General features: G+C 69.6%; 1 pseudogene. It reads left to right on the top strand.

From position 1 onward, the window contains the following. Nucleotides 1-473 (top strand): annotated as a pseudogene (locus EN893_RS37485) (cobyrinic acid a,c-diamide synthase); the annotation flags it as partial.

Here is a 473-nt window from a genome sequence, read left to right as displayed (position 1 = left end):
GCCATCGAGGCGATCGGCCTGCCAGTCGTCGGCGCCATCCTGCGCGATCCCACGCTGAACCTGCCCGAACGCCATCTCGGCCTCGTCCAGGCCGGCGAATATGACGACCTGATGGCGCATCTCGACCGGCTGGCCGACATGGCGGAGAAATCGCTCGACCTCGATGCGATCATGGCCCTGGCGACACCCTTCACCCCGGCGTCTGGCGGCTTCACCGACGCACTGGCGCCGCCCGGCCAGCGGATCGCACTGGCCGAGGATGCCGCCTTCACCTTCCTCTATCCGCATGTCGCCGCCTACTGGCGCAAGGCCGGCGCCGAAATCGTCCCGTTCTCGCCGCTCGCCGACGAAGCGCCCGACGAGGCTTGCGATGTCTGCTGGCTGCCGGGCGGCTATCCCGAGCTTCACGCCGGCAAGCTCGCCGCCGCCGCGACTTTCCGCGCCGGGATGACCCGTTTCGCCACGACGAAGCC

It is taken from the genome of Mesorhizobium sp. M7A.F.Ca.CA.004.04.2.1 (genome assembly GCF_004022825.1).
Lineage (GTDB): Bacteria > Pseudomonadota > Alphaproteobacteria > Rhizobiales > Rhizobiaceae > Mesorhizobium.
The sequence above is the reverse complement of the archived record's forward strand: the minus strand, read 5'-3'. Positions and strand labels throughout refer to the sequence as shown.